This is a genomic window from Luminiphilus sp. nBUS_07 (assembly GCF_051201685.1).
Classification (GTDB): domain Bacteria; phylum Pseudomonadota; class Gammaproteobacteria; order Pseudomonadales; family Halieaceae; genus Luminiphilus.
In genome coordinates, this window is the sequence record NZ_CP179213.1 from 2856995 (window position 1) to 2883898 (window position 26904).

Annotated in this window: 19 protein-coding genes; 8 read left to right on the forward strand and 11 right to left on the reverse strand. The window is 53.6% G+C overall.

Features of this window, described 5'->3' with window-relative positions; translation table 11 throughout:
- Positions 1-32 precede the first annotated feature (32 nt).
- Positions 33-497, reverse strand: a complete 465-nt coding sequence (locus ACMAZB_RS12720; protein ID WP_435212375.1) for a MaoC family dehydratase — start codon at positions 495-497, stop codon at positions 33-35.
- Positions 498-556: 59 nt separating this feature from the next.
- A complete protein-coding gene (locus ACMAZB_RS12725; RefSeq protein WP_435212376.1) occupies positions 557-1813 on the reverse strand; it encodes an acyl-CoA dehydrogenase family protein in 1257 nt (418 codons plus the stop codon).
- A 132-nt stretch (positions 1814-1945) separates the two neighbouring features.
- On the opposite strand from ACMAZB_RS12725, the gene ACMAZB_RS12730 reads away from it, so the two are divergent.
- Both ACMAZB_RS12730 and ACMAZB_RS12735 read left to right on the forward strand, forming a co-directional pair.
- Positions 1946-2683 carry an ATP-binding cassette domain-containing protein gene (locus tag ACMAZB_RS12730; protein WP_435217677.1) on the forward strand — a complete coding sequence of 246 codons (738 nt, stop codon included), beginning with the start codon at positions 1946-1948 and terminating at the stop codon, positions 2681-2683.
- Entirely contained in the window at positions 2680-3498 is an 819-nt protein-coding gene (locus ACMAZB_RS12735; RefSeq protein ID WP_435217678.1) for an ABC transporter permease, read from the forward strand. Before ACMAZB_RS12730 ends, ACMAZB_RS12735 begins: the two co-directional genes overlap by 4 nt.
- Positions 3499-3700: 202 nt before the next feature.
- Here ACMAZB_RS12735 and pqqE read toward each other — a convergent pair whose 3' ends face one another.
- From pqqE to ACMAZB_RS12765, 6 genes are all read right to left on the reverse strand, one after another.
- Positions 3701-4828: a pyrroloquinoline quinone biosynthesis protein PqqE gene (gene pqqE, locus ACMAZB_RS12740; protein ID WP_435212381.1), complete on the reverse strand. Its 1128-nt coding sequence runs from the start codon at positions 4826-4828 to the stop codon at positions 3701-3703.
- A 9-nt stretch (positions 4829-4837) separates the two neighbouring features.
- On the reverse strand, positions 4838-5110 hold the full coding sequence (gene pqqD / locus ACMAZB_RS12745) for a pyrroloquinoline quinone biosynthesis peptide chaperone PqqD (protein WP_435212383.1): 273 nt from the start codon (positions 5108-5110) through the stop codon (positions 4838-4840).
- A 27-nt stretch (positions 5111-5137) separates the two neighbouring features.
- A complete protein-coding gene (pqqC, locus tag ACMAZB_RS12750) occupies positions 5138-5917 on the reverse strand; it encodes a pyrroloquinoline-quinone synthase PqqC (RefSeq protein ID WP_435217680.1) in 780 nt (259 codons plus the stop codon).
- On the reverse strand, positions 5904-6872 hold the full coding sequence (gene pqqB / locus ACMAZB_RS12755; protein ID WP_435217682.1) for a pyrroloquinoline quinone biosynthesis protein PqqB: 969 nt from the start codon (positions 6870-6872) through the stop codon (positions 5904-5906). The genes pqqC and pqqB overlap by 14 nt, the downstream gene beginning before the upstream one ends.
- A gap of 66 nt (positions 6873-6938) precedes the next feature.
- Positions 6939-7010: a pyrroloquinoline quinone precursor peptide PqqA gene (gene pqqA / locus ACMAZB_RS12760; RefSeq protein WP_435216037.1), complete on the reverse strand. Its 72-nt coding sequence runs from the start codon at positions 7008-7010 to the stop codon at positions 6939-6941.
- 408 nt (positions 7011-7418) lie between these two features.
- Positions 7419-9296, reverse strand: a complete 1878-nt coding sequence (locus ACMAZB_RS12765; RefSeq protein WP_435217684.1) for an AMP-binding protein — start codon at positions 9294-9296, stop codon at positions 7419-7421.
- A 223-nt stretch (positions 9297-9519) separates the two neighbouring features.
- On the opposite strand from ACMAZB_RS12765, the gene katG reads away from it, so the two are divergent.
- On the forward strand, positions 9520-11775 hold the full coding sequence (katG, locus tag ACMAZB_RS12770; RefSeq protein ID WP_435217685.1) for a catalase/peroxidase HPI: 2256 nt from the start codon (positions 9520-9522) through the stop codon (positions 11773-11775).
- 148 nt (positions 11776-11923) lie between these two features.
- Here katG and ACMAZB_RS12775 read toward each other — a convergent pair whose 3' ends face one another.
- Complete coding sequence (locus ACMAZB_RS12775) at positions 11924-12310, reverse strand: hypothetical protein (RefSeq protein WP_435217687.1); 387 nt, start codon at positions 12308-12310, stop codon at positions 11924-11926.
- 390 nt (positions 12311-12700) lie between these two features.
- Between ACMAZB_RS12775 and ACMAZB_RS12780 the strand changes: the two genes are divergently transcribed.
- Together ACMAZB_RS12780 and ACMAZB_RS12785 are read left to right on the forward strand one after the other, a co-directional pair.
- Positions 12701-13441, forward strand: a complete 741-nt coding sequence (locus ACMAZB_RS12780; protein ID WP_435217688.1) for a TorF family putative porin — start codon at positions 12701-12703, stop codon at positions 13439-13441.
- A 273-nt stretch (positions 13442-13714) separates the two neighbouring features.
- Entirely contained in the window at positions 13715-15166 is a 1452-nt protein-coding gene (locus tag ACMAZB_RS12785) for an alanine/glycine:cation symporter family protein (protein WP_435217690.1), read from the forward strand.
- 4 nt (positions 15167-15170) lie between these two features.
- Here ACMAZB_RS12785 and ACMAZB_RS12790 read toward each other — a convergent pair whose 3' ends face one another.
- The gene (locus tag ACMAZB_RS12790) at positions 15171-15992 is read right to left on the reverse strand and encodes a TauD/TfdA dioxygenase family protein (RefSeq protein WP_435217692.1); all 822 of its coding nucleotides are present in this window, start codon (positions 15990-15992) and stop codon (positions 15171-15173) included.
- A gap of 208 nt (positions 15993-16200) precedes the next feature.
- On the reverse strand, positions 16201-17148 hold the full coding sequence (locus ACMAZB_RS12795; RefSeq protein WP_435217694.1) for a cyclase family protein: 948 nt from the start codon (positions 17146-17148) through the stop codon (positions 16201-16203).
- Positions 17149-17746: 598 nt separating this feature from the next.
- On the opposite strand from ACMAZB_RS12795, the gene ACMAZB_RS12800 reads away from it, so the two are divergent.
- The 3 genes from ACMAZB_RS12800 to ACMAZB_RS12810 are packed head-to-tail and all read left to right on the forward strand — an operon-like array spanning position 17747 to position 26813.
- Positions 17747-23167 carry an AMP-binding protein gene (locus ACMAZB_RS12800; protein WP_435217695.1) on the forward strand — a complete coding sequence of 1807 codons (5421 nt, stop codon included), beginning with the start codon at positions 17747-17749 and terminating at the stop codon, positions 23165-23167.
- Positions 23164-25494, forward strand: a complete 2331-nt coding sequence (locus tag ACMAZB_RS12805; RefSeq protein WP_435217697.1) for an SDR family NAD(P)-dependent oxidoreductase — start codon at positions 23164-23166, stop codon at positions 25492-25494. The genes ACMAZB_RS12800 and ACMAZB_RS12805 overlap by 4 nt, the downstream gene beginning before the upstream one ends.
- A gap of 14 nt (positions 25495-25508) precedes the next feature.
- Positions 25509-26813 carry a hypothetical protein gene (locus ACMAZB_RS12810; protein ID WP_435217699.1) on the forward strand — a complete coding sequence of 435 codons (1305 nt, stop codon included), beginning with the start codon at positions 25509-25511 and terminating at the stop codon, positions 26811-26813.
- Positions 26814-26904 lie beyond the last annotated feature (91 nt).

The window sequence follows — 26904 nt, forward strand, 5'->3', positions numbered from 1 at the left end:
TCTTCTCTTATCTAAAAGTGTGCAGCGTTGTTTTAAGCAACTATCGTCATACCCAACCACTCTGCGTAAAGTGCAGGAGTATCCTCACCCTCAATCTCCACCGTGATGTTTTGCTGAGTCAAAAATCGATTGTCATCCTTTTGCTCGATACTCGCGAGTTCTATGTGCGCACGAACGCGCTTACCCGCCCGGACTGGTGCTAGAAATCGCACTTTGTTCAATCCGTAATTAACACCCATAACCAGCCCTTCTGGGTGTACAGAAACACTCTCGCAAAGCTTAACCAGCATAGATAGCGTTAAGAACCCGTGGGCAATGGTGCCTCCGAAAGGTGTTTTTGCCGCGTTCTCTTCATCAATATGGATGAACTGATGATCTTCAGTGCAGTCGGCAAACTCGTTGATACGCTCCTGCCCAAGGGTTACCCAGTCACTGGTACCCAGCTTTTGGCCAGCCATACCTAGAAATTCATCGACGGACAATGTCTTAATGCTCATGGTCTTTTTCCTTAAGTGAGTCTGTTGCTGTGAGTTTACCGAGGGTTACAAAGTGCTAATCAACCGTCACGGAAAGTGGCTTTGAGCTCTGCAGAACTGTCTGAATATTTTTTAAGCTCGTGACGCCCCACCACCATGCGGTGCACTTCATCTGGACCGTCTGCAAGACGCAAAGTCCGCTGCCCAGCCCACATGGCTGCAAGGGGAAAGTCTTGAGAAACACCCAGCCCGCCGTGCATTTGAATGGCATCGTCAACAACTTTCAGCGTCATATTGGGAACCACTGTTTTGATCATAGAAATCCAAATGCGCGCTTCCTTAGCATCCACATTGTCCATCATCCAAGCGGTCTTGAGCGTAAGGAGGCGTGCCTGCTCGATGCCCATTCGCGCGTTGGCAATAACATCCACGTTGCCACCTAGCTTGGCCAGGGGTCGACCAAAGGCCTCGCGAGTTGTTGCTCGCTCACACAACATTTGCAACGCGCGCTCAGCCGCGCCTATCGAACGCATGCAGTGGTGGATACGCCCGGGGCCCAAACGCCCCTGAGAGATCTCGAAGCCCCGACCCTCCCCCAAAATAATATTGTCCTTGGGCACGCGAACGTTATTGAGTTTCACATGCATGTGCCCGTGAGGCGCGTCATCCATATTGAACACCGTTAAATGACGCAGTATTTCAACTCCAGGAGCATCCATAGGAATCAAAATCTGGCTTTGCTGCTTGTGCTTTACCGCGTCCGGGCTGGTTTTAACCATGCAGATCATCACCTTACAGCGCTCATCACCCGCACCTGACGTCCAGTGCTTCTCGCCATTGATCACCCACTCGTCGCCCTCCAAAACTGCCGAGGTACAAATATTCGTAGCATCAGATGAGGCGACGCCGGGCTCAGTCATACCAAAACATGAGCGAATTTCACCGCGCATCAGCGGCTCTAACCACTGCGCTTTTTGCGCTTCACTGCCGTATTTGTGAATCACTTCCATATTGCCGGTATCGGGAGCCGAACAATTGAATACCTCTGCACCCAAATGAGACTTGCCCATTTCTTCGGCCAAATACGCGTACTCCACGGTATTTAAACCCGATCCGTGGTCACCCTTACCGGTTAAAAAGAAATTCCACAAGCCACGCTCTCGGGCTCCAGCCTTCATTTGCTCTAAAATCTCATTCTGCCGCGGCGTGGCCTCCCAGGGACTCCCTTTACGTACCTCAGCAAAAAACTCAGGCTCTAAAGGCATAACGTGATCAGTCAAGTACTGGCTGACGGCCTCAAGGGTGGGAGCAATACGATCGGATATACCAAGATCCATGGTGATTTCCTTTTTGGATAGTCTTGACGACTGTAGAAGACTGGAAGACAACGCGAGCAGAATTTGAACATAGCGTATGTTTTCTTTACGTTCAAGTATGTTAGCGTTATTCAGTCTCCTCAGCAGGGTGTTTTGGCTTTGCAATTCGCCGCTAACATTCAGGCTCTAAGCCACAATTTTGCGGGCCGTCAGGTATTAAAAAACGTCTCCTTCACGTTGGAGCAAGGCGCTTTTGTGGGCTTAATCGGCGCGAACGGTGCCGGAAAGACAACACTGTTCTCGGTGCTCACACGACTGATTAGGGCCACATCAGGCAAGGTACTGCTATTTGGGCACGATCTGCAGCGGTCACCCGCAGCAGCACTCGCGACCCTTGGCATTGTATTTCAACAACCCACTCTGGACCTCGATCTCTCGGTTTTGCAAAATCTGCAGTACCACGGAGCAATTCAAGGAATGTCTCCCACCCACGTGCAAGGGAGAGCACAAGAGGAGTTAGAGCGCCTCCAGCTCTGGGACCGCAGGCACGAACGTATCCGTTGGTTGAACGGCGGTCATCGCCGTCGCGTGGAAATCGCCAGAGCGCTGCTGCACGAACCTCAACTCCTTTTACTGGATGAAGCCACCTCAAGCCTAGATCTGGAAAGTAGGATTCACCTTCAGCGCCATATCAGATCGTTAATCGATGCGAGAGGCTTGACGGTTCTGTGGACGACCCACCTGGCAGAAGAATTGGAGCGAAACGATCAGGTCATTTTGCTGAGCCGGGGTGAGGTTCACGCCCATGGCCAACTTTCCAGTCTGCTAACAGCAGCTGGAGTCAGCGATGCCAACCAGCTCATGCTGAATCTGTCGACAGCTCGCACATGAAAAAATCGGCGTATCTGTTTTGTTTTTGGGGTGTCCTCAAACGCGAGTTTCAAAGGTCATTACAACAGCGCACCCGCTTCATTAGCGCGCTGGTTCGGCCGTTGCTCTGGCTGGCAGTTTTTGCAGCAGGATTTAGAGGCACATTGGAAGGAATGGTCATAGCGTTGTACGGGACCCCCGTGGATTATGAGGTCTACATCACCCCAGGCCTCATCGGCATGATTATTCTTTTCAACAGCATGCAAAGCTCGCTATCAATGGTCTATGACCGAGAAATGGGCAGCATGCGAGTTCTGCTAACCAGCCCACTGCCACGTAGCTACCTACTTTTTTGCAAACTTTTCGCCATAGCTCTGACGTCCATGCTGCAGGTTTACGCCTTTTTGGCCGTGGCTTTTTTGTTTGACGTGGCGCCACCCGCTCTTGGCTATTTGACCGCACTACCCGCCATTTTGATGGGCGCGTTTATTCTCGGAGCCCTTGGCCTATTGCTGGCGTCGCTGATCGAACAATTAGAAAATTTTGCTGGGGTTATGAATTTTGTGGTTTTTCCTCTGTTCTTTCTTTCTCCAGCACTTTATCCCCTCACGTTTATGCAAGACGGCAACACATGGGTTTACTGGGCCTGCGTCATCAACCCCTTCACTTACGTGGTGGAGCTGATTCGACATGCGCTTTATCTGGACTTAAATACCCCTGCACTCTTAGTCAATCTAGTCGCATTTGCAGTACTCACAACGGCTGCTGTAATGGGCTTCGATCCCGCAAGGCGCATGCTTCACACCAAAGGCCCGAAAGGCCCGAAAGGCCGCTAAGGCAATTAAAATTTGTTAACGAGGTCTAGGCGGCGCAGTGCGTGTACCGCAGTGTTGGCCGCGCACACTTGCACGACCCCCGTTTTGAAAGTGGCTGACCTCATCGCACGCTTGCACCTCGACTCGAGCCACCTACGCGCCTTTGCGCACCTCTCAGCCAAAACCACCAGAATGCCGGTGCTGCATCAACCTCGATAGCAAGTTAGCGTGTGCTGGTAATGATGCTCTGAGACGCCGACCAAGTTCGGTATTGCAGCGCAGAGCTCGATGCGTTGTGGCAATTAGCCGCTGTTAAAGCGGCATCAATCTGACCGCGCTGATCAGACTTGGTACAGACCGGATCGGGTTGCGATGCGTCTCCGGTCAGGGCAAAAGCCTGGCACCGACAACCACCAAAATCCTGCTCTTTTTCCGGGCAACTGCGACAGGGCTCCTGCATCCAATCAAAACCGCGATAAGCATTAAAAGCCGACGATTCGTTCCAGATCGCCGCAACATCGTGATCGCGAACGTTGGGAAACTCCAGCGGCAAGCCTCTGGCACTGTGACAAGGCAGCGCCAACCCATCGGGTGCGACAGCCAAAAACATTTTGGCCCAGCCATTCATGCAGGGCTTGGGGCGCTCTTCGTAATAGTCAGGAACCACAAAAAAAAGTCGCATGCCATTAGGGTGCGCTTCCCGCCATGCGTTGGTGACTTCTTCAGCCCGAGCGAGCTGCTCGCGACTGGGCATGAGCTCATCACGATTGAGCAACGCCCAACCGTGATACTGCGCATTCGCCAGCTCAACGTAGTCAGCTCCCAGCTCATGGGACAGGTCGATGATCTGTTCGATCTGATCAATATTATGTCGGTGCAAAACAAAATTGAGCACCATAGGATACCCCGCCGACTTTACCGCCTCGGCCATAGCCAGCTTGTGCGCGAAAGCCTTTCGACTCCCAGACAACAGCTCGCTGATATCACTATCTGTCGATTGGAAACTGATTTGTATATGGTCTAGCCCCGCCTCTCTTAACGACCCGACCCGGTCGCGAGTAAGACCCACCCCGGAAGTAATTAAGTTGCTGTAGAAACCCAAGCGGCGCGCCTCCGCCACCAGCAATTCAAGGTCCTGCCGCACCAAGGGCTCACCACCAGAGAAGCCGAGTTGGGCCGCGCCCATTTTCCGGGATTGTTGCAGCACGCGAAACCAGTCTTCGGTGGTTAGCTCGGTTCCTGCGGAGGCTAACTCTACGGGGTTGGAGCAGTAGGGACATTGCAGGGGACAGCGGTAGGTTAGCTCAGCTAACAGCCACAAGGGAGGTGAGATCGCCGCAGTGGCCGACATTCCAAAAACTCAGGAAAACGCAACCCAGCGCTGGGCGCTGGCGGTGGTCATGAACTCCTCAATATCTGAGGCAATGCCTTCAACCTGAGGAAACCGCTCGGCAAGCTCGGCGATAATGGTCCCAACACTCTTACTGCCATCGACACAATTAAGAATCAATCCGGCACTTTCATTTAGCTTTACCATGCCCTCTGGATAGAGCAACACGTAACAATCCTGAGCCTCTTCCCACTGGAGACGAAAGTGTTTGTTAAGTTGAGGTATTGATGCAGGATCGATCATTGCTAGAGGGCGCCTCCGAATGTTGCGTTACTCAGGAATCAAATAAACACCGTTATCACAACTGTGATACGGAGGCGTATTGTGCACGTAGGCCATGGTCATTGCGTCCAGCATGGTCCACAGGATATCGAGTTTAAACTGGAGAATACCCAGCGCTTTTTCCTGCTGTTCGCGATACTTAAAGTAATCGAGGGTTACGTCTAGGCCGTGCTCAACATCACGCCGAGCCTCTCCTAAGCGTTTTTGGAAGTACTTCAACCCACTTTGATCAATCCAGCTGTAGTGCTGCGGCCAGGTATTGAGGCGGGACCGATGAATTTCTGGCGCGAACATCTCCGTTAGCGATGAACACGCAGCCTCCTGCCAAGTGGCACTGCGGGCAAAACTGACGTAAGCATCGACTGCAAAGCGAACACCGGGCAGCACATAGCGCAGATCGGTGACCTCGTCGCGCTCGAGTCCCACCGCTTCAGCCAGTTCTAACCAAGCTTCGATACCACCCTCATCGCCATCAGCACCATCATGATCGAGAATGCGCTGTATCCACTTCACTCGCGTTTCTCGATCAGAGCAATTCGCCAAAATGGCCGCATCTTTTTGTGGGATCATAATTTGGTAGTAAAAACGATTCGCCACCCAGCCCCGAATTTGCTGGGGGGTTAACTCACCCGCGTACATCGCTTTATGAAAGGGGTGATGGATGTGATAGCGCGAACCCTTGGCGCGCAGCCGCGCTTCAAAATCGGCCCGACTCAGTGGAGCCTGATCACAGCCGTCGTCTGGTACGGCGCTATCAGAGCGTGCCATCGCCGGAAACTCCCCCAATCGTTATATCGTCACGCATAGCCTGAACTTCAAATTCAAGCCCGTCCACCGCAACTTCCACACCCTGGGCTTCCACTTCGGCGCGCTCTGGGGAGTCCTCGATCAAAATGGGGTTGGTGTTATTAATGTGAATCAGCATCTTCCTAGGCCGCTCAACCGTTTGCAGCCAAGCCAGCATACCGTCCTCCCCGCTTTGAGGGAGATGGCCCATTTGACTCGCAAGCTTGGTGCCCACCCCTGCCCGGGCCATTTCATCCTCGCACCAGAAAGTGCCATCGACCATAACAAGATCAGTTGTTTTCATGAGGGCCACGAGCTCAGGTGTCATCTGACCCAAGCCCGGCGCATAAAGGAGTGAAGTTCCCGCCAAAGTGTCAGTGACCAAATAACCCACGTTGTCCCCGCGATGGGGGTCGTGCCGATGGGGTGAGTATGGCGGCGCTTTGCCATCCAGAACAATGGCAGTCAGCTGCAAGCCCTCGATGCCGTCAACCGTAAAAGACGAACCATCAGTAGGAATCTCGTGGTGGACAACGCCTCCATCCCAGCTCTCCAACATACGGAAAATTGGAAAGCCGGTAGACAGATCTTCAGCGACCATGTCGGTGCAGTAGATTTTTAGGGGGCAACCCTCTCTGAGCATCAAGATGCCAGTGGTGTGATCTATTTGACTGTCCGCCAACACAATCCCGCGAATACCGGTGTCTCTCATACCAGTGCGTGGTTGCAAAGGTGGGGCTGCTTCGAGCTGACTTCGCAAATCGGGCGACGCGTTAAACAAAATCCAGCCGACCCCATCCATCGAAATCGCGATAGAAGATTGAGTTCTAGGGGTAGCTAGTAGGCTGCCTGAGCGAACGCCAGAGCAGTTGTGGCAATTGCAATTCCACTGGGGAAATCCGCCCCCCGCGGCTGATCCCAGTATTCTAACTTTCAACGTGCACCACCTCGGAATACGGGTTCGAAAAAATGAGGCCGCTAGGTGTCAGCGGCCCAGCATGTATCAGCGAACGCTGAAATACATGGTTACTTCAAAGCCAACACGCAAATCGACAAATTCAGGCTTGCTCCACATGGTTCTACTCCCTAGCTAACATAAGTTTTTTTTCTGCTGCCGCACTATAGCGCCGTTTTACCCTGGCTGCCAACTTCAGCCACCCGCTCGTCTTGGGCAGTAAGGGCCTGCCGTCCCTGACCGCACGCCGGCAAATCACGCCCCGAACGAATTAGAGTTGAGGCTCACCATCAAATCGTCGAACGGTTAATTATCATCCAATGCCGATTAGCGGCTCTCGCCAATGAAACCTGCTCGCTTGTGGCCAGCCAAAACCCCGGTCTCTTGATAAGGGTGAGCTGGCAGGGGTGAGATAATTGCACCCAAGGGCCTCCAATCTGCTGAACTCGGGCCAATTTACCGGCCTCGCCTGTTTCCCGGTGGTAAACACCTGCCCCAGCGGTGGACCACTAATTCGCAACCCTAGAATTACGAGGGGGCCAACGCAAGCGCCATGTCCTTAAGTATTGCAGGGTCTTCTATCGTAGAGGGCGGGGTATAGGGTCTGCCGTCCGCAATGGCACGCAATGTACTGCGCAAAATTTTTCCTGAGCGCGTTTTTGGCAGCCGATTTACGATCAGGACACGCCGGAAGCTGGCCACTGGCCCAATAGACTGACGTACTTGCTGAATCAACTCCTCCTCGATGGCAGGTGCTGCCACTTCAGCCCCATCTTTCAATACCACCAGGCCAAGAGGCACCTGACCTTTGAGGTCGTCGTGGACGCCGATAACAGCACATTCAGCCACCGCCGTGTGGGCAGCGACAACCTCTTCCATCTCACCGGTAGACAAACGATGACCCGCAACGTTAATGACATCGTCCATTCGTCCCATAACAAACAGATAACCATCGGCGTCGATGTATCCACCGTCCCCCGTCAGGTAATAACCGGGGAAGGTGTTGAAGTATGATTGCTCGAATCTTTCCTGATCTTGCCAAAGCGTCGGCAAACAAGCCGGGGGGAGCGGACGCTTTATAACGACAGCGCCTTGCTCACCCGCGGGCAGTGGCACGCCGTTAGGATTAAGTATCTCTAACTGATAACCCGGCAGCGGCTTGGTCGCTGAACCTGGCTTTGGTTCAAGTCGCTCAATGCCCAACGGATTGCCTGCAATGGCCCATCCTGTTTCTGTTTGCCACCAATGGTCAACCACCGGGCAATCGATCAACGATTCGAGCCAGTTAAGCGTGGGTGGATCCAGCCGTTCTCCCGCTAGGAACAAGGCCTTCAAACAATCAAGGTCGTAATCTGCCAACCCATTTCCTCTCGGGTCTTCTTTGCGGATGGCCCGAAAAGCGGTCGGTGCCGCAAACAAAACTCGCACTCGATAGTCACTCACAACGCGCCAAAAAGCCGCGGCGTCTGGTGTGTTCACCGGCTTCCCTTCGTATAAAACAGTCGTGCAACCCATCAGTAAAGGGGCATAAACAATGTAGGAGTGTCCGACCACCCAGCCAATATCGCTGGCAGCCCAAAAGACATCGCCCGGTGCGACGTCATAAACGGCTGACATGGACCACGCCAGGGCAACAGCATGTCCGCCATTATCCCTTACAACGCCTTTGGGTTTTCCTGTTGTCCCGGAGGTATACAACACATAAAGGGGGTCTGTGGCCGCAACCGGCGTACAGCCAGCGGGCTCACCAACTTGCATAAAGCGTGCCCAGCTTAATTCACGCACTGATTGTTGAGCCAACGGTGACTCAGGACGCTCAAGAACAATGACTCGGTCAATAGTCGCTTGGGTTTGCTCCAGCGCTGCATTCACAATTGGCATGTAGTGGACCACCCGATCCACCTCGATGCCACAGGTTGCGGTGATCAATACCTTGGGAGTGGCATCGGTTAATCTTACCGCCAGTTCCGGAGCGGCGAAGCCACCAAATACAACACTGTGAATGGCGCCAAGGCGCGCGCAGGCCAACATGGCAATAATCGCTTCGGGTACCATGGGCATGTAAATAACAACGCGATCACCCCGCACTACCCCTAAGTGCTTCAGGCCACCCGCCGCCCTTTCGACCCGCCCAAGAAGATCACCGTAGGTAATACATTGCCTAGCCCCTGTAACCGGCGAATCGTAATAAATAGCCGCTTGCTGCCCGCGGCCGTCCCGCACATGCCGATCGAGGACATTGAAACAGGTGTTCATCACGCCATCGGAAAACCAGCGCTCGTTGCCCGCGTCATCTTGAGTGACAGCCAATGTAGGTTGGACGTCCCATTCGATCATCTGCGCCTTGTTCAGCCAAAACCCTGCAGGATCCTCTTGCGCTGCCTGGTAAGTCGCTAGATAACTCATGGTCTCTCCTAAAAAGCGGGACAATTCGCGCCCACAAAGGGCGGACCTAAACTTTCGTACCGCCTTCAGTGATCTATTTTTCCGATTGAAAGTTTTAAAACAATCTATTTGCCCATAATACGGCTAAAGCCTAGATTAAATGTCTGAGGCGCCGTCTGCCAGTTCAGACGCCAAGGGTTTGCGCCTTGAAATAATTTTGCAACCGAAAAATAGGAAAAGTCCGATGCTGAAAATTAAAACACTGGCGGCAGCCATAGCAGTATCTTTACCCCTAGTCGGCTCAGTTCAAGCCGAGAACACCTTTGCTAAACCGCCCACATTCTGGTGGCCCGATAGAATCGACCTAACGCCGTTACGACAGCACAACCCCGACTCAAACCCCTACGGTGCAGACTTTAATTATGCTGCAGAGTTTGCTGAGGTCGATATGGAAGCCTTAAAGGCGGATGTCAGAGCCACCTTGACGGACTCCCAGGACTGGTGGCCAGCCGATTACGGTCACTATGGCCCCTTTTTTATTCGCATGGCATGGCACAGCGCGGGTACCTATCGGGTTGCCGATGGCCGAGGGGGTGCCGGCGGAGGTCAGCAGCGCTTTGAGCCACTTAACAGCTGGCCCGACAACGGCAATTTGGACAAAGCCCGGCGACTGATGTGGCCGGTGAAGCAAAAGTACGGGCGACAGGTTTCCTGGGCTGATTTAATGATCCTCGCGGGCACTGTAGCAATGGAAGATATGGGCTTTAAGTCATTTGGCTTCGCAGGCGGACGTGCTGATGATTGGGAGCCGGATCTGGTTTATTGGGGTCCCGAGACGGTCATGCTGGCTGATGAACGTTATTCCGGAAAGCGCGACCTAAAAAACCCACTCGCAGCCGTGCAAATGGGCTTGATCTATGTCAACCCAGAGGGGCCCAACGGCAATCCCGACCCCGCACTGGCGGCTCATGATATTCGCGAGACCTTTGGCCGTATGGCGATGAATGATGCTGAAACCGTGGCATTAATCGCCGGAGGACACAGTTTTGGTAAGGCGCACGGCGCTCACAAGCCCGCTGGCTGCCTCAGTGTTGAGCCCGGCGGTGCCGGCGTTGAGGAGCAAAGCTTTGGCTGGAAAAACAGCTGTGGCAAGGGGCACTCAGAAGATACCATCACCTCGGGATTTGAGGGTGCTTGGACCGCAACTCCAACCCAGTGGAGCATGATGTATCTAGCCAATTTGTTCGCCTACGATTGGGAAGTGACCAAGAGTCCCGCTGGAGCAGTGCAGTGGATTCCAACTGATGGCAACGGCGCAGAAACCGTACCCGATGCTCACATTGCAGGCAAAAGCCATGCGCCGATTATGTTCACCACTGACTTGTCTCTCAAAGTAGATCCAGCCTACCTTGAAATTTCTCAGCGCTTTTTAGCTAACCCAGCGGAGTTTGAAGACGCCTTTGCCCGCGCCTGGTTCAAGCTAACCCATCGCGATATGGGTCCCAGGGCACGTTATGTCGGTGCCGATGTACCCAGTGAGGTTCTCCTTTGGCAAGATCCAATCCCTGAAATTAACCACCCACTGATTTCTACAGCGGATACAGCAGCGTTAAAAAGCGCCATTTTGGCCAGTGGTCTATCGGTGCCGCAGTTAGTTAGAACGGCTTGGGCTTCAGCCGCCAGCTACAGAGATAGCGATATGCGCGGGGGCGCAAACGGTGCGCGTATTCGATTAGCGCCCATGAAAGACTGGCCCGTCAACAACCCCGAGGAACTGAGCATGGTTTTGGCTGAGCTCACGAAAGTCCAAGAGGCATTCAACAGCCGCCAAACCGACGAAAAGCAGGTATCGATGGCGGACATGATTGTGCTTGGGGGATCTGCCGCCATCGAAAAAGCGGCGGCAGATGCAGGATTCTCTGTCACCGTGCCCTTTAACCCGGGTCGAATGGATGCGAGCCAAGAATTCACCGATGTCGCCTCATTCTCGCACTTACAATCGACGGCAGACGGTTTCCGCAACTACTATGATCCAAGCTCTAATTATCTGTCACCCATCAACGCGATGATCGACAAGTCAAATCAACTCGACCTGACTCCCGCACAAATGACAGCGCTGGTAGGCGGTTTGCGTGTTCTTGTTGGCAGCAGTGAAAATGGCGACAGTGGCGTCCTAACCGAACGCAAGGGCGTGTTAACGACAGACTTTTTCGTCAATCTCCTCGACATGGGAACCGTCTGGCAGCCATCTGGTGACTTTGAGGGGCAATACGTTGGTACAGATCGTCGTACCGGTGCGCGCAAGTGGACGGCGACACCGGTCGATCTAATGTTTGGTTCGAGTGCCGAGCTTCGAGCGATTTCTGAGGTCTATGCAGCAAATGACGGGAGCGAGAAGTTCATCAATGACTTCGTCGCTTCGTGGGTTGAAGTGATGAATAACGATCGCTTTGATCTCGAACTCGTCAACGATCCCGACGAATCTTTTGTAGCCCGATAAGCGCATCCTTCGCCTCAATAATACCCGGCAGCATCGCTGCCGGTTTTTTATAGAACGCGCCACCAAAAGAGACTGGGTTAACCCATGAGGTGCTTATCGCTGGCCTGGTTGGCGTAGTCTATCGGCATATTTTGTGTAGAACCTAACGCTAGTTTTCGACAGCTCTTGCCCGCTCGTAAGGCTTTTGAGTTGGCGAACCCGTCATTGGTTTGAACCGTATTCCACCCGTATCTTCGCCCTCTGAGTCGCTCTGGCTCTCTGCGGTTTTACCGTCAGTTGTCGCTGATCGGTGAGTGTCAGATGTGGCGCCAACAGATTCCACAATTAGGTCCTCGCTATACCGCCCCGACGCTGCTTTCAGGCACGCCGATCCCGCCGCAGACCTCGCTAAATCAGCATGCATAGCCGTCCACTCTGACGTGGCTCCCAGAGCCAGCTCATCTAGGGTTGCAGCCACAACGGCCTGACAATCTATCTCGGCGGTCACCACACCGGCTGAACAGGTAAACATTAAACCCAAAATAACGCGTTTCACTTAACTTCTCCCCAATGAGATCTGTGTTCACTTTCGGCTGTTACGCACAGATTCGCAGTTCAGTCTTCTCGCCCGGTACTAGTGCCACCCGCTGATCACTCACGACAATCCGAGTTACCGGCACACACCCCAAAACCGCAGGATCCGGGGGCCACCCCATTAAAGACGATGACGCTCAATTTTGGTGCAGCCTCGCCCTAAAAGGGCGCCAATGGCAGTAGGTTTACGCTGGGAATAATAGGCCGAAAAATTCTTTATTTTCATATTTTTCAGTCACTTAAAAAAGTTGGCAAGGTCTATGCTAACTCCAATGAGTGTACCCAAGGGGAGCATTTTAGGCTCCACCAAACACAGAGTTTCACCCTTTCATGATGTCTAAGAGGCCCCACTATGAAATTCCAGTTTTCCCCTAGCTCACCCCTTAAGACCCTGTCTGTGATTTCCGCACTCTCACTGACCGCGTTTGCACTGCCCACCCAAGCGGGTGAGTGGAGCGCCAATGCCGCGATGACCAATAACTACATTTGGCGCGGCCTGACTCAGACAGAAAACGAGGCGGCCATTCAAGGCGGCATCGACTATGCATCGGACAGTGGTTTTTACGCGGGCACTTGGGTCTCCAACGTCAACTATGGACCGTCTGATGTATACTCCTACGAACACGATTTATACGCAGGATTTGCCTTCGAAACAGGTGGCGTAAGTTGGGATGTGGGCTACCTGTACTACAACTATGACAAGGAGGCGGAGTTTGACTTCGGTGAGGTCTACGCCAAGGTTGGCTTTGGCGGCTTTAGCGGTGGGGTTTGGGTACTGACAAACACTGAGGCCGATGAGGCCCTCGGGCAAGATTTCGGTGCGGGCAGCACGTACTACGTTTCAGCGGATTATGGCTTTGAAATCAGCAATGGTATCGGGGTAGGTCTGCACGTGGGATATCACGACGGCGACTTTGCCGAGGCTTTCAACGGTACCACCGGCGGCTATTATGACTACAACATCAGTGTAGCCAAGGATGGCTTCGCCTTCATGATGAGCTCAACCGATGTAGAGGGGCCAGCGGCAGATGGCGGTTACGACAACGACGAAATCAAGTTTGTCATTAGCTACGCTGTCGACATCTCAATGTGACAGCTACCAGTAAAACAGCCCGCTTTTTAGCGGGCTTTTTTTTGCTCTCAGATTGTTAATCCCATGTTTCACCGAATACTAAAAAATAGTTAGGCCCAAAAAACTTGTGTTTTAGGATTAATTTAATCTCCGTGTGTCAGGATCAACTCACGCCTATCCACTCATAATTACCAGACCCCATCGACCGCGCTTGAGCGCCACGACAGCGTCCTGCCCTTGCAAATTTAAACGGTACGGGTGACCCTCGACCATCGCTGACTGTGGAAGAGTTTGATGGCTGATTTAGGAATTGACGCAACAGTAGAGGCACTGCTTGCCCCTGTTGCTTCAGCGGTATCTGGTTTTGTTTTTTATGCCGTCCCCATTGGCGACAACGAACTGCCACTCATTGTTCTTTGGCTCGCTGCAGCCGCGGTTTACTTCACCGTATATCTGCGTTTCATCAACTTTCGAGCACTCTGGCTTGCACTGCGCCACGTCCGCGGTGACTTTAGTGACCCAGAAGCGAAGGGAGAGATCAGCCACTTTAAGGCCGTGGCTACCGCCGTGTCTGGCACGGTGGGGGTTGGTAACATTGGCGGGGTGGCCGTTGCGATTAGTTTGGGTGGTCCGGGTGCAGCTTTTTGGCTTCTTGTCGCAGGCGTTTTATCGATGTCGACTAAACTGGTGGAGTGCACGCTGGGTGTTAAATACCGACGTCACAACCCCGACGGCAGCGTCTCTGGCGGTCCTATGTACTACCTTGAGCACTGGTTTCAGCACAGGCAGTGGCCCAGGTTAGGCCGGTTTATGGGCGGCTTTTATGCCCTTGCGCTGGTGATCGCGGGCTTTGGCATTGGCAATATGTTTCAAGCCAACCAAGCTTACACACAGTTCTTGGTCATTACCGGAGGAGACGCCAGTTGGCTCAGTGATCGGGGTTGGTTTTTTGGTCTGGCACTCGCCGTGGTTGTCGCGCTGGTTGTTATTGGCGGCATTCGGTCCATCGCAAAAGTCACAGTAGTTCTCGTGCCATTTATGGCGAGCCTTTACATTGTTAGTGCGTTAATTGTGATCGGGCTGAGCGCCGAACACATTCCCGCTGCTTTGCAGTCAGTAATGCAAGGTGCGTTCACCCGAGAGGGGGCAACCGGCGGCGCACTCGGCGCCATGGTGATCGGTTTTCAACGGGCCTTGTTTTCTAATGAGGCTGGCCTGGGATCGGCATCAATTGCCCACTCGGCTGTCCAGACCGATGAGCCGGCATCTGAGGGTATTACCGCGCTGCTGGAACCCTTCATCGATACGGTCATCATTCTTAGCTTGAGCTCACTCGTTATTCTTACCAGCGCCATTCCCAATAATTTGATGGGCTCTGAAGTCGCTGGCATTGAGCTCACCTCAGCCGCTTTCGCGGTGCACTTCGATTTCGCTCCTTACGTCATTGCCGTTGCAGCCTTGCTCTTTGCATTCTCCAGCCTCTTGGCGTGGTCCTACTACGGGCTAAAGGGATGGACGTACCTCTTTGGTGAAAGTCGCGCCGGCCAGCTTTGCTTTCAACTTTTGTTCTGCGGCTTCATTGTCGTGGGCTGCATGCTGCAGCTTGCGGCGGTGCTCGACTTCTCGGACGCCATGATTTTTGTGATCGCCATACCGAATCTCATCGCCTTATACCTATTCGCACCCGAGGTAAAAACCGACATCACGAAATACATTCAAAAATTGCGCGCAGACGGTCGGTACTAACGTCTCAGTAGGGCTGATCACCCTCACTGACGACACGATGTAAACACCGAGGTGCCGGCAAGAAATCATTTACCGGTTTGTGCTGCGTGCTTCGGTTATCCCACAGCACCACGCTGTCAGGGGTCCATTGAAAACGGCAGGTGTGCTCAGGAAGCGCTGCGTGCTGATAAAGGAAATTCAGCACAGCGCTAGATTCCAGTGCCGGAATGCCCTCTATGTGGGTCGTGAATAAGGCATTAACGAAGAGCACCTTTTTACCAGTCTCTGGATGAGTTTGAATAACAGGGTGTCGCACCGGAGGATTATCTGCCAATGCATCGGCTAAACGCTCGCGCCCACCGGGCTCAGCCAAACTCTCTCTGAACCCTTGGGCGAAGTCGTGAACGGCTGAAAGCCCCTCGAGATAACTTTTCATACCCTCAGACAGCGCATCGTGAGCGCTGGTCATACTCGCAAAAAGCGTGTCCCCACCAACATTGGGAATGACCATCCCTCGCAACACAGTGACTGAAGGGGGATGCTGACGAAAAGTCATATCGGAGTGCCAAACTTCAATCTTAGAGGGGTTCTCTGCGGTGCTTTCGAGAATCATAACCTCGGGAATGCCCTCGACCGTTCCGTACGCCGGGTGGGTTTGCAGGGGGCCAAAAATCGAGGCCAGATCACGCTGCTGAGCAGGTTCCATAGTCTGACCACGAAAGAAAAGCACTTCGTGTTCATTGAGCAGGTTGCGAATGGCCGTCGAAATTTCCGGTGTCAACAATTGCCCCAGATCAACACCTTGAATCTCAGCCCCCAAAGCACCAGCGATACGTCTCACTTGCATGGCCCCGCCCTCCCCGTCCGTTTCCTTACCCTTCAGTCAAACTTATTTAGGGCGTTGGCACACCGCACTCCACAACCCTACTCAGGGGACAATGCTAACACCGAACGATTTAACCCGGCGTCATCAAACTCGACTATGGAATTGCGTACTGCCGGTCAACCGGTACTGACTCATTTCAGCGCAGACCAGCGGGTGGGTCGAGGCGCCGTTACCACATAGCGACTGGGTTGATGATCATTTGCACGGCACCTTTCAATCGGGCCTGACCCAGTACAAACATGAATTCACTTACCGACTCCCTTGCAAGGCGGCCAGTATTCATTGTTTCAAGGATATAAATGCCGTTGTCTTTTAGCAGAACAACATGATCGTAAAAGACCCGGTCTCCCTCTGTCGGCGGTACAGCCCCCAACCCCCAGGTGTCCGCGCCCACTGCAACCGGCTCAAAAGCCGCCAAAAAAACCGCGGCTTCATTGGTAATACCTGGAATCGTGCTGCCCCATAGTTCTGGTTTGGATTTTAAAGTGGCGTCGGTCCAGCCGGTATGGATCAAAATCACATCGCCACTGCCTACGGTAATATTTTGAGCTGCCATCGCTGCTTTTAGCTGCGTAGTGGTGATCGGTTGACCCGCGTCCAGCGAAGCGACTCCCAAGTGTTTCGCCATATCGATGAGCACACCCCGGGCAACAATCGGGGGGACTTGGCTGGTGTCGAGGCGCGTCAACCCGGTAATCTCCGCAAAATCTTCACCGCGATTGCAGTTATAAAACATGCCAGCTTCACCCATATGCCCTAGGCCATCGAGCTGCGGCCCTGTGCCCAACCACATCTGCACAACATCATCATTGGCACTTGCATCCCATCCCACGGCCGGTGCCATGCTCTTGCCAAATTGTTGGTTCGGCTGGACCACCTGCAGTTGGGTGTATCGGGGAGGAAAAGCGGGCATGCCCGGCTCAATCACAATCCCCAGAGGATGCGTTTCACCTTTTTTAATCAAATTTGCTGCCGCCAAAACATTTTCGGGCGACAAACGATTCGCCGCCCCAATCTGGTCATCAGCGCCCCAGGGCGATTCCTTGCACTCGTCGGCTCCCGCGGTCATCGAACCTAAAACAACAACTAAAACCATCAGATTTCTAGTAAGCATCATGTGACATCCCCGATATAGCGTTTACCCAATTCGCTAGTGAAGCACAGAGGGGCTTCGGTTGGGCAAAAAATTGGCGAGACTGAGATTTGGCTACGCGCCATAAGGTTAGGTATGCAACGGGTGAGCGCCCAGCACCAAGCGAGGCGACTGGTGCCTTAGCGCTGCTCGCATTTGAGGACCCACCGTGTCATTTTATGGCTAGGCGCCAGGCATTAATGCCTCGTCACTCTTAGCTTCGATTTGGCCGCAATTGCTACGAATTCATGCAAAATCCCAAGAAAAATCAGAGAAAGCCAACTATAAAGGGGCCATTTAGTGCGCACTTGCCCCCAATAAAGATCCCTTTGAACTCCTCAAAATCCGTTGGCATTCAGAAACCAACTAAATTCCAAGTGTAAAAATGCCAATTTTTCTAATCCGCACCCTACCTGACACCGTAACTGTCCACATGTTCGGGTCAATTAAAGAGAGATAGAGCGCTCTTACCCATAAAAATTAAAAATGTTGGCTGTAGCACAACTCTGAAATCGGTATTGCTAAATCATGGCGATGCCCTCTTTTGAACGGAGCCTGAAGCGCTTCACAGGGAGTTTTTCATATGACTGTAGGAGTCGCTTGGGAGCAATTGGGCTCACAGGCGGGGGAGGATGCCCTCCGCCGTTTGATCAATGAGTCGCCACAGGATTTTTTTGGCGACGTTGCCCGACGCAACATTCACTGGTTCGATGCCGAAGCGCAACAGTGGGTGAATTTTGACCTCGCGGCGCAATGCTGGGCAGGATTTGCAGCTGATACAGGAGCCGTCGTCCCTCGCGGCGCGCTTGCAGACGGCGCAAACCCATGGAGCACGGTTCTTGATAGCAGCCAAGCACCCTATTTACGTTGGTTTGTCGGTGCGCAGACTAACGCCTCCTTTAATGAGATCGACCGCCACGTGTTGCAAGGTCGTGGCGACAATAAAGCCCTGATTTTTGAAGGAGACCGCTGGGACCCTTCAAAGAATGGTGGCCGAGGCGGTCCGGTTACCGAACAACAGTTCAGCTACCGAGCGTTACTCCTGGAAGTCGTCGTTCGAGCTCGCGTCCTCACCAATCTTGGGCTGAAGACCGGCGATCGTATTGCCTTGAACATGCCCAACATCCCAGAGCAGATTTTTTACATTCTCGCCGCACAGCGACTGGGCATTATTTACACCCCAGTATTTGGAGGCTTTTCCGCCAAAACACTCTCGGACCGCCTACATGACGCGGGCGCCAAGGTCGTTATTACTGCTGATGGCGGCTACCGAAACGCCGAAGCAGTGCCCTTTAAGAGTCAGTACACCGACCCCGCTCTAGACAATTACGTCCCTAGAGAGGCCGCACTTGAGGCCCTGTCCCAAACCCTCAGGAACTACCCGGATATGGCGGACAGCCAAGCGCTGCTGGCGGCTGTCAGCAATGCACTAGCAGGAGAGATCACCCTAGAACGTGCCGACATTATGCGCGAACTTGGCGGTATTTTGGCCGAAATGGGCAATATCACCCCGGAAATCAGCGCCAAGCTACGCACGGAAGTTGCCATAGCATTATCTCAGGTAGGTCACGATATCAGCAAAGTAGTGGTGGCCCGATACACAGGGCAGGAAGTCATTGAATATGATCGAGATGCCTACTCAGACGACTTGGTAGCAACAGCCAAACAGGAGTTTTTGACCGAGCTGAAAGCCGAGGATATGGCCTATTTTGAAGCTTTAAGCGACACCGAGTTTCAAGCCACTTTGTATCGGTTGGAAGCGGTAGTTCCCGTGGAAGCCAACTGGCCGCTGTTTATCATTTACACCTCCGGCTCTACCGGCAAACCCAAAGGCGTCGTGCACACCCACGGAGCGTGGCTAGCCGGTGTCACGCATTCAATGCACGCTGTGTTTGAAGGCACACCCGACGATGTCATGTATGTGGTGGGCGATCCTGGCTGGATTACGGGTCAGTCTTACCTTATTGCAGCGCCACTCTCCATGGGCATGACCACAGTGGTTTGCGAAGGCTCACCGCTTTTCCCCCATGCAGGGCGTTTCGCGGCAACCATTGAAAGATATGGCGTCACACTATTTAAAGCAGGCTCAACCTTTCTAAAGGCCGTTATGACCGACCCGGCAAGCACTCGGGACATGGCAGCCTTTGACATGGGTTCGCTGCGTGCCGGCACCTTTTGCGCGGAGCCCGTGTCGCCCGCGGTTCAACAATTTGCCATGGAAAATATCTGCTCACATTACATCAACTCATATTGGGCGACGGAGCACGGCGGCATCGTTTTCTCATGCCACTCTGGCGGTTATAAAGACCTCCAACCCGATGCCAAAACCTGGGCGCTTCCATGGATACAAGCGCAGGTAAGGGTCGCGGAATCCGCCGGCGAAGATGGCGTATCGCAATGGCGTGAAGCCGAAGTGGGCGAAAAAGGTGAGTTAGTGATCACTAGCCCCTATCCCTATCTGGCGCATACGCTCTGGGGCGATAAGGAGCACTTTGGAAGCGAAAGTTGGTGCGGGGATGTCGACCGATTCAAAGCCGTGTATTTCGATCGCTGGAGTGACGGCTATAGCTACACGCAGGGTGATTACGCCCGACGTCATGAAGACGGCGGATTCACGCTTCACGGCCGCTCTGATGACGTTATCAACGTGTCAGGGCACCGAATTGGCACCGAGGAGATCGAGGGCGCCATTCTGCGAGACAAAACGCTGAGGGAAGACTCACCATTAGGCAACGTCGTGGTTGTGGGCGCACCTCACGATGAAAAAGGCGAAACCCCCGTCGCTTTTTTAGTCGCGGCTCCCGGCCGCAAATTAAATGACGATGATTTCAGCCGCTTACAGGGTCTTGTTCGCAGTGAAAAAGGCGCCACCGCAGTGCCATCAGACTTTCTCGTGGTACCTGCATTTCCCGAAACTCGTTCGGGTAAATACATGCGCCGCACCCTGAGAGGGCTGCTTCTTGATGCTCCGTTGGGCGACACCTCAACTTTGAAGAACCCTGAGGTCGTCGACGTGATTAGGGATGCCATCAGCCAATGGCGCGATCACGGCGCACTCGCGCAAGCCCGACAGATTGTGCAAACCTGGCGCTACATCAGACTCGAAATACACCGCCTGACAGAGAGTCATACCGTTGCCTTGCTGGCCATTACTAACCCGCCGGTAAACGCACTGAATGAGCGGGCACTCGATGAACTGCACACAGTTATTCACCAAATAAAACATCAAAGCGATATCGACGCTTTGGTTGTGACCGGGGCACGCGGCACTTTTGTTGCAGGCGCCGACGTCAAAGAGTTGTTAAAGATTGGGGAAGTTGGCGATACCGCCTCTGCATTAACGCCTCCCCACGCCGCTCAGGCTGCCTTCGCCGCGATCGAAAATCTTGATATGCCGGTTATCGCCGCTATTAACGGCCCAGCATTAGGCGGGGGTAACGAATTACTGCTGTCCTGCGCCTATGTGGTCGCTGCAGATCAGGCCACCTTCGGCCAGCCCGAGGTCAACCTCAACCTACTCCCGGGTTATGGCGGCACGCAACGTCTGACCCGTAAATTGCAAGATCGCCAAGGTGACGAGGGCGTCGCCAATGCACTGGGCATCATGCTCCGCGGCCGTCCCATCGACTCTGACTGGGCGCAGCGTATCGGATTAGTCGATGAGGTAGTACCGGTTGGAAGTGAGTCGGCCCTCAATCGAGCGATGTCCCGTTTGCGCGAGCATTTCTCGGGTAACAGCCAAATCTCCAGCGTCTTAAACCGGCACAAAACCCTTCTCGCTCAACGCGAGGAGACTTTGGTGCCTGACGGCGATATCAAAGAACACCCTGAGGTAGCGACAGCTCTGAAACAGCTCTCAGCCGGCGGCCGCGAGCATGTTGCTCAACGCATTCTTGAGGCCACCTTTATCGGTTTAGAGCAAGGCGTGACGGCAGGCCTCGATGCCGAGGCACGTTTATTCGCTGAATCGGTTTGTGACCCTGCTTCTGGTCCTACCGGAATTACAGCTTTTCTCGAGAAGCGCAGTTCGCCTCTGCCCTGCCAACCAAAGGCAGTGCCGCCTTATCCCAGCGAAGAACAACTTAGTGATTTAGAAGCCTCAGGAAACCTGCTTCCCGTAGGTGCGAGTTTTTTCCCTGGCGTGACACCCATACCCAGCTACCAGTATGGCTGGGGAGTCGCGAGGTCTGACCTTGATGGCGCACCAGAGCACGGCGACCCTAACGTCGCTGAACGCAAATTGGTGTACCCAACCCCCGCGCCGGAGGCCGCTGAGGCTCTGATCTACGTCCTTGCCTCAGAGGTTAACTTCAATGACATCTGGGCGATAACCGGCATCCCGGTTTCACCCTTCGATGCTCGGGAATCCGACGTTCAGGTCACTGGGTCTGGTGGTGTTGGCTTGGTGGTGTCTCTGGGAGCCGAGCTGGTTTCTGAGGGGCGACTATCGGTAGGTGATTTGGTCACTGTCTACTCAGGGCAGAGCGAGTTAATGTCCCCTGATCAGGGGTTAGACCCTATGGCAGCTGACTTCCGCATTCAGGGCTACGAACGCAATGACGGTTGTCACGGCCAGTTCTTGGCGGTTCAAGGGCCGCAGTTGCACCCCAAATTGAGCTCACTGACCTTCGAGGAAGCTGGGTCCTATGGCCTTACTATGGGGACCATTCAACGAGCACTATTTACCACTTTAAATATTGAAACAGGACGACGCCTGTTCGTAGAAGGTGCCTCAACGGGCACTGGCTATGACTGCCTTAGAAGCGCAACTGCTAGCGGCTTGTCGTGTCTTGGCATGGTGTCCAGCGACCAACGCGCTACTCGAGTTACTGCTGCGGGTGGTTCCCCCATCAACCGAAAAGACAGCCGCTGGCAAAATATTTTTACCGCAGTGCCAGATGACCCGAAAGAATGGCAGGCTTGGCATGAAGCTGGCTTACCCTTCGTCGCTGCTGCAGAAACCGCTGTCGGCGGCAGTATTGATTACGCCGTATCCCATGCTGGTGAAAATGCATTTCCCCGAACCTTTCAACTGCTAGGCAACAACGGGGTGCTCGCTTTTTACGGTGCATCCTCGGGTTATCGCTTTACCTTCTTGGGCAAGCCCGGCGCCTCCTCCCCGGCCACTATGTTCCGCAAGGCCGGTTTACGCCCAGGCCAAACCATCTTGATTGTGTATGGCCCAGGTGCGGAAGATGGCATTGTCGATAACGTCGCCATTGAAGCCATCGAAGTAGCCTGTCAAAACGGCGGTCAGGTGGCGGTGCTGGTAGATACCATAGCGCAGCGGGAATTCGTGAGCTCTTTGGGCTTCGGGCCCCGGGTTCGAGGCGTTGTCAGCATCGAAGAAATTGCAAAACGCTTGGGTGACGACTTCATGCCACCGGGACCTTTTCCCGGTATGCCAGACCCCTTTACCGAGTCGCTAGCTTTCCGCGAGGCGGTGAGGGAGTTTTCCGATAAAACGCTGAAGCCAATTGGATCTGCTATTGCTCCAGCATTGCGAAATACTCTGGATAAACGCGGTTTACCTGACATTGTCTTTGAGCGACGTGGCCGAGACGGGCTCGCCCTTGCTTCCGCTCTGGTAAAGCCCAATACGGGTCGCGTGGTCTACGCCGAGGATCTCGAGGGGCAGTGCTTTAGCTTCTATGCACCTCAGGTTTGGACCCGTCAACGACGCATACTTATGCCCACAGCGGAAATCCGAGGTACGCACCTCAACACCTCACGGGAGTTTGCCGAAATGCAGGAGCAGATCGCCTCGGGCTTGCTCGCGGTCCTTCCACCCACGCCCGTCACCATGGAAGAACTTCCCGAGGCTCACCAAGCCATGTGGGAGAACCGCCATCAAGGTGCTAATTACGTAGCAGTGCACGCCCTGCCACGAGAAGGCCTGAAAACCAAAGACGAGCTTTACCGAGCCTGGGCATTGCGAGATGCAGCAGAGCGCGGGGAGCAAATTACCCAAGTAGAAACCGGCTCAGCAGGAGCACTCCGATGAATGATTTTGTGCAATTCACAGACGACATGGCCAGTCAGTCAAAGTCCGGGAAAAGACTGGAAAACAAATCGATTATTTTAACTGGCGCCGCCGGGTCAATTGGTCGATTTATCACCCGGCAACTGCTCTGTGAAGGTGCAAGAGTGATGATGACAGGGCGTGATATCAGCAAGCTCGAGGAGTTTGTAGATTCACTCTGCGATGACGGTTTTAGCAGGGAAAATATGGTCGTTACGGTGGGTGATTGCGCAGACCCCGAAGTTTGTCGGCGCATCGTTGCCGATACCGTAGAGGCCTTTGGGACCATTGATGTCTTGGTGAATAACGCAGGTGCAGCAGGCCCTAAGTACACGCTGCGAGACATCCCCTTCTCAGATATAGAAATGAAAACCGCGGGATCGGACCAGACGATGTTCGACTCTGCTATGAACCTATTGGGCGCACCCTGGAACATGGCCCGAGCTGCTGCTCCGCATATGTCAGTGGGTGCATCCATTATTAACGTGTCGACCATCTTTTCGCGAACGCACTATTTTGGCCGCATTCCTTATGTAGTCCCCAAGTCTGGACTGAACGCGCTGTCGAAAGGGCTCGCACTTGAGCTTGGTGAAGAGCAAGGCATTCGCGTTAATACCGTCTTCCCAGGCCCGATTGAGTCTGAACGCATCGATACAGTGTTCGCCCGCATGGACGAGCTTCAAAATCTGGAGCCAGGCAGCACCGGTCGTGAATTCCGAGACCTCATGATTACAACTCGCGATGGCGAGGAGGGTCTTGAGTATCGTTACCCAACGCCCACAGATGTAGCGTCTTCGATCACCTGGCTGGCCTCCGGCGAATCTGCCGCCGTCTCGGGTCACGCAGTCGAGGTTACCAACGGCATGCAGGTGCCCGCTCAGAGTCGGTCTCAGCTAGTCTCGTGGCCAGACAAACGCCTAGAAGATTTGTCTGACAATATCGTGTTGATACTGGGCGGATCAGATTACGAAGAGGCGGTTACTTTTGCTGAGCGGCATACCGAAAGTGGCGCCCGAGTCTTGCTGGCTTTTAGGAACCTAGAATCAGTCGGTCATGCTAGGTCGATTATCCAAGCCCGGGAGCTTGAGTCCGTACAGCTTTCACACCTCGATCCTCTGCGCCGAGAGTCCGTCGACAGAACCATGCAATTTATAGACGACCACTTTGGCCGGCTCGATGGGGTAATTGTTCTTCCCCAGAAGAAAAATGGCCAATATGGCTACTCCATCTGCAGTGCTTCCGATGACGATGTTGAAAATTTTGTAAAGGACGAGGTCGTTGCGCCTGTTGCCTTTGCCTCAACGCTCGCGACCAACCTTAGTCGCTGGTTTGGCAAGTGCGAGCCCCCTGCGATTACCTACGTAACCAATGAAAGCGATGGTCACGGCAACTTGCTAAACGAAGTTATTCGCGCGTCAAACGAGGCGCTGATTCGGGGCTGGCGCCATGAAGATGAAACTCTGAAAGCGTCAGGAGATCTTTCGTGGTCAGTCCAGCCCAATCAGCTGGTACGTTACGATACTGAGGATAAGGACGCCCTCCCCTTCGCAGCAGACTGGGCTGCGACACTCACAAACCGAGTGCGGCAGATGGATCCGATCAACCTCTGGATTCCTAAAAATATCAAGCGGGCAACCGGTAAAGGGGCTATGCCCACATCACTGATGCGGGTTCTGCCCGGCCTGCACAAAGGTAAAACTGCGGTGATCACTGGCGGCAGCTTGGGCATAGGCTTGCAGTTGGGACGTTACCTCGCCATTGCGGGCGCACGGATCCTTCTGAGTGCACGCAGCGAAGCCAAGCTCTTAGAGGCAAAGGCCGAAATCGTTGAGGAGCTCAGCGGAATTGGCTACCCCAACGCTGAAACCCGTATTCACGTACTCGCCAATATCGATGTTGGCAATCCCGCGGCCCTTGATCAATTGCATCAGCACGCAATTGATCTGTTTGGTCAGGTCGATTTTTTAATCAACAACGCCGGCATTTCCGGTGCTGAAGAAATGGTTGTCGACATGACGCTGAAAGACTGGGATCGCACCATGGAAGCGAACCTGATCTCCAACTATTCGTTAATTCGCAAGTTCGGGCCACTCATGAAAGATAAAGGCCGAGGATCGATACTGAACGTCTCCAGTTACTTTGGCGGCGAGAAATACGTGGCGGTGGCCTACCCCAACCGCGCTGACTACGCTGTTTCCAAAGCGGGGCAGCGCGTGCTTGCGGAAATCTTATCGCGTCACCTTGGACCAGAAATTCAGATCAATGCACTGGCCCTGGCCCAGTCGATGGTGCGCGACTGCGTGGATTAGGGGATGCTCCCGGATTGTTTGATCGTCGCGGAAGATTGGTTCTAGAAAACAAACGCCTCAATCAAGTTCATGCCGCTATGATTTCGGCGGCGGCTGATGGCTATCCAGTTGAGGAACTCAGAAAGCTTTCAGCCAACGCAGTAGAGGTACTACCTTCCCACAATCTGCCTTCAACCCTCAGCCGCTTGTACACACAGGTGAAGGATTCTGGCGGAACAGGCAGTTCCAGCCAGTGCTTACTGCACATGGGTATGGCCGTGAAATTGGTAGAACGATTGGTTAACGCAGGCATTTTTACGGCGGAGGATAAGGACGAATTCTTGGGTTCTTTTGTCGATGCACCGTCCCCCTTCTTCGACAAGGAAGCTTGCAAGCGATCGGCGACTCAGATTGAGTCGGGCATTTTAAACCGGTTGCACCTGCATAAGATGCCGACGGATGAGCAAGTAGGCTTGTCAACGGTATTTCACCTTGCCGATGAGATCGTTAGTGGTGAGACCTTCCATCCCTCTGGCGGGCTGAAATTCGACCGATCAGTGACTGAAGGCGAGTTGTTGCTATCACCCAGTGAAAAAGATTTGGCGCGGCTCAGCGGCAAGCGCGTTGTCATTTTGGGCGATTGTATGCGCAATGAAATTACCGAGATTGCCAACGGTTTTTCTGCCAACGGTGTCGATAAACTCTGGGTGCTCACGCGCTCCGAGGAGACCAAAACAACATTACATCACGCCCTGGAATGTGACAGCTCGGAGAATATCGAGGTCCGCTGTATTGGCGACGATATTGAAGGCGGTTTGGACCACATACTGCGTCATGACGGTGGCTTTGATGTCATTGTGAGCAGTCCCTTTGAGCGTCTCCCCTTGAACGCGCTGGCAGGAGACCGGGGTGGCGATTGGGATCGAGTGTTATCCGATGAGCAGTTTCGGCAGCTCGTTCACCAGCAGCTTACCCATCATTTTCGTAGTGCTCGCATTGCGGCTTTGATACCCAGCTGCCAAATTGTGTTGTTAACACCTGAGACATCTCTGGCGTCAACGCGGGAGGAATTTGCCCTAGCACTCTTTGTGAAGAACTCTTTGCACGCGTTCACCGTGACCCTCGGTGTGGAAGGCGAGCGTCTGCCAACTGTCCCAGCGGTGAATCAGGTGCAACTGACGCGAAGGGCTCACACAGAAGAGCCCTCTAATGATCAGGAGCTATCTGAAGAAATGGAACGACTGGTTGCTGCCGTCATGCAGTGTTCGGTCCCCGCCCCATCGCCGAAAGAAAGCCGATACCTGTCCAAGATTTTCCGTGGCAATGCGGTCACCGTATGACGACGATCGAGCTTGAAATAAAACAGGGGCTGAAAAGGCCCCTTTTTTTTAACCCTGTAAGCGAAGAGATCGTTTAGGTTTCAAACTCATG